Here is a 5,592-nt window from a genome sequence, read left to right as displayed (position 1 = left end):
CATTGGCACACAAATTACGCAATGAAAAAGCAGTAACTGCTGTTTTTACAGGCGAAGGCGGGACGAGTGAAGGTGATTTTCACGAAGCGCTGAACGTCGCTTCTGTATGGCAATTACCTGTCTTATTTTGTATAGAAAATAATGGCTACGGACTCTCCACACCTACTAGTGAACAGTATAATTGTGAAAACCTAGCCGATAGAGCGCTAGGATATGGGATGGAAAGCCATATTATAGATGGCAATAACATCCTAGAAGTGTATACTAAAGTAAACGCTCTTGCAGAAGAGATGCGTGAAAATCCACGACCTGTTTTGTTAGAGTTTAAAACCTTTAGAATGCGGGGTCACGAAGAGGCAAGTGGGACAAAATATGTTCCTGACGACCTTATGGAAACATGGGCGCAAAAAGACCCGCTGGAAAATTATAAAAAGTATTTAGTCGGGCTTGGTCTTCTCACTGACGAGATGGACGAAGACATGGCTTCTCAAATTAAAGAAACGATTCAAGAAAACTTAGATCTTGCATATAACGAAGACGCGATTGTTCCTCATTTAGAAACAGAACTCGAAGATGTGTATGCACCTTTCACCTATCAAGATACACCTCCCACAGAAGCGACAGAAGAAAAGCGTCTGATAGATGCTATTTCTGACGGACTTAGACAGGCAATGGAGCGTAACGATGATCTTGTGATTATGGGACAGGATATTGCTGAATATGGTGGTGTTTTTAAAATTACAGATGGTTTTGTAGAAGCTTTTGGAAAGGAGCGTGTACGTAACACGCCTATTTGTGAAAGTGCGATTGTAGAAGCTGCAATGGGACTTGCAATTAAGGGTATGAAAGCAGTCATGGAAATGCAATTTGCAGATTTTGCGACTTCTGGTTTTAATCCTATTATCAATTATCTAGCCAAATCACATTACCGTTGGTCACAAGCCGCCGATGTGGTCGTACGTATGCCTTGTGGGGCTGGGGTAGGTGCTGGACCTTTTCACTCGCAAACCAATGAGGCTTGGTTTACACATACGCCAGGGCTTAAAGTCGTATATCCAGCATTTCCTTATGATGCCAAGGGATTACTAGCTACGGCTATAGAAGATCCTAATCCTGTATTGTTTTTTGAACATAAAGCATTGTACAGAAGCATACGTCAAGAAGTCCCAACTGCGTATTATACACTACCGCTTGGAAAAGCCGTTTCTTTAAAAGAAGGAAAGGATGTGACTATTATTACGTATGGCGCAGGAGTACATTGGGCTTTAGAAACTTTAGAAAAGAATACAGAGATATCGGCTGATCTTATTGATTTAAGAACGTTGCAACCGCTGGATACAGAGGCTATTTTTACTTCTGTTAAAAAGACGGGAAAAGTGTTATTACTTACAGAAGATTCAGGTTTTGGAAGTGTGATGTCTGATATTTCGGCAATGATTTCTGAAGAATGCTTTGAATTTTTGGATGCACCCATACGACGTGTCACAAGTATCGATACGCCTATTCCGTTTGCAGGGCAATTGGAAGAACAATACCTTTCGCGAAAGCGGTTAGAAGAAACTTTAAAAGCACTTATAACTTATTAATAGACTAAAAATAACATTCAAACGAAGTGATTATTACTGGGTTTGAATGTTATATTTTAGGTTCTAGTAAGGAACTTATCCATCGCTACTGCATATTCTTGACAACCGAAGTTTGTAGATATATAGCAATAATCTTTTGGACTTTTAGACTTTTAGAGCCTATCTAGATGATGTCTACAATTTCATTTTTTGCATTAACCACAATTGGGTATATCAAACGCGGTACAGAAATTTAGTGTATAGTTTAACAGAGGACAATACATAACACAAGGTCTGTTTGTAGATTGCCATCCACCTCCTATGATTGTTTTTTGCTGTGTAGAAGAGAGTACTTTGGCGTTTTTAAGATTCATTAGATTTTTCATAGATTCTGAATTTTAGTTACTAAATTTTAATAGGGTGTTTGCAATAAAGAGGTTGCATAATTGTTTTGTTACCCTAAATAAAGATTTCAGCTATTATTTTATACGCTTTCGCGAAAGCTGAAATAGAGAGATTAGAGATGTTTGTATATTTATTGAAATAATATAGGTTCGTATATAAAATCAATATCCTTTTTACTATTTGATAAGAAACATTTTTTAAGTAACAATACTATTTAAAATACCTCTAAACTTAGATCGTTTGATCTAAGTTTGGAGGTGATAATTGATCTACTAGTAAGGAATACATCCCCATGAACTAGAGCATTCGCCAGGGCAGCCACAGTGACCTTGATAATAGCAACGTGCTCCATTTGGTTTTCCAGCACAACTTCCATTACATAGTTTTGCACCTCCATTTACTTCTTTTTGCTGTCCTTTGTTTAATGTTACAGCTCCTTTAAGATTCATTAATTTTTTCATAATTTAAAAATTTGAGTTAGTGTATGCCTGATAATTTAAAGACACTCAGGATGATGTCTGTATGGTCTTACTTATAAAGAAACATTCAAACTTAGATGAATCATCTAAGTTTGAATGTTATCTAGAATATACTACCAAGGCTGACACCCACCACCTAAGCAAGAGCCTGGGCAAGAACAATGACCTTGATAATAGCACTGAGCTCCTTGCGGTTTTCCAGAGCAACTACCATTGCATTGTCTACCTCCTCCGTTTACGTTTTTTTGCTGTACTTTGTTTAGCGATACAGCTCCTTTAAGATTCATTAGTTTTTTCATGATTATATAATATTTAAGTTAATTAACCTGAACTTTTAAAGACACTCAGGGTTGTGTCTGTAGTATTTTACTTTCTTATGTGAAGAAGTATTTTCATAATATCAAAATATAGATGTAAAAACAGTACGTTCATCAAGATGATAGTTGCCTATTTATATATCTATTCTAAAGGATATATGATGATAAAGGAACAGTCAGACTTAAAATACAATTCTAAGTCTGACTGTTATTATTTATTAGTAAGGGACACATCCACCGCTTAAGCAAGCGCCAGGACATCCACAATGCCCTCCGTGATAACATCGAGCACCCTGTGGTTTTCCTAGACAGCTGCTATCACATAGCTTTCCGCCTCCGTTTATTTCTTTTTGTTGCACTTTGTTTAATGATACAGCACCTTTAAGATTTATTAATTTTTTCATGATTTTAAAATTTAAGTAGTTCGTATGCCTGACCTATTTAAAGACATTCAGGATAATGTCTGTAATTGCTTTATTCTAGTAAGGGATGCAGGTACCACTTGAACATCTACCTGGACATCCACAGTGTCCTTGGTGGTAGCAACGAGTACCCGTAGGTAGTCCAGAACAATTACCGTTACACGCTTGGATTACTGGTCCAGACCCTCCGTTTACGTTTTTTTGCTGCGTTTTGTTTAATGATACAGCACCTTTAAGATTCATTAATTTTTTCATAACATTATAGAATATTAAGTTAATTAACTGGACTATTTAAAGACACCCAGGACTATGTCTATACGTTTGTATTATAGGGATTAACAAAATAATCTACACAAGAATACAAGGTTTTGTATTCTTATAAGTGAATTGTATATATACGTTGATATCCATACAATTGGATCAAATGACGATAAGTATATGTAGTGTTTGTCTAAAATGGAGTACAATCATTTGCACCAGTACCACCACATCTGCCAGGACATTCACAAACACCTGAGGCATAACAGTTATCACCTCTACTTTTTCCTACACACCCAATTTGGCATAATAGAATAGGACCAGCACCACCTTTAATTTCTTTTTGTTCGATAATACTAAGGGGCTGTGCTCCTTTAAGATTCATTAATTTTTTCATGATATTAGAATATTAAGTTAATTAACTGGACTATTTAGAGACATCCAGGGCTATGTCTATGTGTTTGTATTATAGGGATTAACAAAATAATCTACACAAGAATCTTTAGTTTTATATTCTTGTACTTGAATTTATATATATAATGAAGTTTGCCAAAATCAATTTTATAAATATGTTAGATAATCTATTTATTTGTGAATAAAATCTCCTTAAAAATGGTACTGATTATTTTCAGAATAATAGGAATGAATACCTTTGTTGTACATCTAATTTTTGATAAGTTATGAATACTAAAAAAGGATATTGTGTAATTACACAATATCCTTTTTTAGTATGCTACTCCAAAGTTACCAAGACAACATATTTGTCCATTCGGACACTCAATATCAGATCGACATAAAGCGATTTGCTGCATTGGTTGAAATCGACTTGGGTGATGTGCGAGATAGCCACCCTGAATTTCATTTTGTAGAGGAACGTCAAGAGTTGTCGCTCCTCTAAGATTCATTAATTTTTTCATAGCAAATGATATTAAGTTAATAATCCTGAATATTTAAAGACGTCAGGTTGCTGTCTAAGCATTTGTATTATAGGGATTAACAAAATATATTTTATCGAAAATTAAATCTTTTTTAAATTTTATATTATTGAATATCTTTAGAGACACTCAATAGTTTGTCATTATTATTATGTGTTACGACGTCATGATCGGACTATCTTCTACAACTTCTGTAGGCTGGTTTTGCAATTCTATGAGATCTTCTATAAACAATGATAAATCATTTCTATCGTACTCTCTAGGGTATTGTTTTCCTTGTATATACAAGGCGGGTGTAAAATTGATATTGTTTTTTGTACACCAATCTTTTTGAGCAACTAATACATCACCATAATCTGCATCTATAGGATTCTGTTGTTTTAGCCATTGTTTTAAATCGACATCATCTTTGTATGCTTCATGCATTAACTTGATACAAGCGAGTTCTCCTTGGGTATTATACGCATGTATTAAATGAGATGTCACTTGGAATCCATCTCCTTCTGTATCTTCTACATTTACATTAAAACGAATAATCACCTTAAGCTCGTTACTAGATTGTTTTAAGATATTTTCTATATCAGTATGTGCTTGCTTACAATAATAACATTGAGGACTTGTCACCAAAACAACTTCCAATAGTGCTTCTCTATTTCCTAAAACAATTTCTTTAGGTAACTGAATATCGTTTACAACACTATCATTTTCTTGTAATAATGTATTAAAGATTGAAAAATTTCTTTTGAATTTATTACTTTCAATTTTTAATGTATCTAGTGATACTTTTTTATGTAATAATGGTTTAATCATAAACCATACGCTTGTAATCAATACTATACTTAATACGTATAAGCCTATCTCTTCGATGCTAATAGATAAAAAAGCTGTTGTATTTCCAGTGATAAAAACAGCAACACTTTGAAGTATGATAACGCCTGCAATACCAAGACATAAAGGACACCATTTCTTTAAAACACCTCCTTGATAATAGATAGAGTAAAGTACAAATGGCAATGCTAATAGAGATAAACCCGTTACAATACCACTGATATCTATGCCACTTAATAAAGTAAGGCAATAGACTAATGCATAACTTGCAAAGGCTTCCCAATCCTTCCATATTTTTTCTAGTTTCTCTTGATCATGACCATTGGCAACTGCATTTTTAATAAAACGAGGTTTCATTTTATCCAAAACAGCTTTTTGCTTTT

8 protein-coding genes are annotated in these 5,592 nt (G+C 34.4%); 1 reads left to right on the top strand and 7 read right to left on the bottom strand.

Going from position 1 to position 5,592, the window contains the following annotated elements; translation table 11 throughout:
* A partial coding sequence (locus tag Q0505_RS11875) for a dehydrogenase E1 component subunit alpha/beta (protein ID WP_299213074.1) occupies positions 1 to 1,586 on the top strand: 1,586 nt, incomplete at its 5' end.
* A gap of 194 nt (positions 1,587 to 1,780) precedes the next feature.
* On the opposite strand, the gene Q0505_RS11870 is transcribed toward Q0505_RS11875, so the two are convergent.
* The 7 genes from Q0505_RS11870 to Q0505_RS11840 form a co-directional block, all read right to left on the bottom strand.
* Positions 1,781 to 1,951, bottom strand: coding sequence for a hypothetical protein (locus Q0505_RS11870; RefSeq protein WP_299213072.1), 171 nt, complete (start codon positions 1,949 to 1,951; stop codon positions 1,781 to 1,783).
* Positions 1,952 to 2,242: 291 nt separating this feature from the next.
* On the bottom strand, positions 2,243 to 2,431 hold the full coding sequence (locus tag Q0505_RS11865; RefSeq protein WP_299213070.1) for a hypothetical protein: 189 nt from the start codon (positions 2,429 to 2,431) through the stop codon (positions 2,243 to 2,245).
* A gap of 131 nt (positions 2,432 to 2,562) precedes the next feature.
* A complete protein-coding gene (locus Q0505_RS11860) occupies positions 2,563 to 2,748 on the bottom strand; it encodes a hypothetical protein (RefSeq protein ID WP_299213068.1) in 186 nt (61 codons plus the stop codon).
* Positions 2,749 to 2,984: 236 nt separating this feature from the next.
* Entirely contained in the window at positions 2,985 to 3,170 is a 186-nt protein-coding gene (locus Q0505_RS11855; protein ID WP_299213066.1) for a hypothetical protein, read from the bottom strand.
* A 75-nt stretch (positions 3,171 to 3,245) separates the two neighbouring features.
* Entirely contained in the window at positions 3,246 to 3,443 is a 198-nt protein-coding gene (locus tag Q0505_RS11850) for a hypothetical protein (protein ID WP_299213065.1), read from the bottom strand.
* A gap of 196 nt (positions 3,444 to 3,639) precedes the next feature.
* Positions 3,640 to 3,843, bottom strand: coding sequence for a hypothetical protein (locus Q0505_RS11845; protein WP_299213064.1), 204 nt, complete (start codon positions 3,841 to 3,843; stop codon positions 3,640 to 3,642).
* 694 nt (positions 3,844 to 4,537) lie between these two features.
* Positions 4,538 to 5,592 (bottom strand): thioredoxin domain-containing protein (locus Q0505_RS11840; protein ID WP_299213063.1); only part of this gene is annotated, 1,055 nt, incomplete at its 5' end.

The sequence above is a fragment of the uncultured Dokdonia sp. genome, assembly GCF_937910895.1.
Taxonomy (GTDB): Bacteria; Bacteroidota; Bacteroidia; order Flavobacteriales; family Flavobacteriaceae; genus Dokdonia.
Note: the sequence above shows the minus strand (reverse complement) of the source record. Positions and strands in the feature narration are given on the sequence as shown.

Bases quoted from the DNA above. Each gene is read 5' to 3' on its own strand.
- Q0505_RS11870 (WP_299213072.1), bottom strand. From the start codon at position 1,951: ATGAAAAATCTAATGAATCTTAAAAACGCCAAAGTACTCTCTTCTACA.
- Q0505_RS11865 (WP_299213070.1), bottom strand. From the start codon at position 2,431: ATGAAAAAATTAATGAATCTTAAAGGAGCTGTAACATTAAACAAAGGA.
- Q0505_RS11860 (WP_299213068.1), bottom strand. From the start codon at position 2,748: ATGAAAAAACTAATGAATCTTAAAGGAGCTGTATCGCTAAACAAAGTA.
- Q0505_RS11855 (WP_299213066.1), bottom strand. From the start codon at position 3,170: ATGAAAAAATTAATAAATCTTAAAGGTGCTGTATCATTAAACAAAGTG.
- Q0505_RS11850 (WP_299213065.1), bottom strand. From the start codon at position 3,443: ATGAAAAAATTAATGAATCTTAAAGGTGCTGTATCATTAAACAAAACG.
- Q0505_RS11845 (WP_299213064.1), bottom strand. From the start codon at position 3,843: ATGAAAAAATTAATGAATCTTAAAGGAGCACAGCCCCTTAGTATTATC.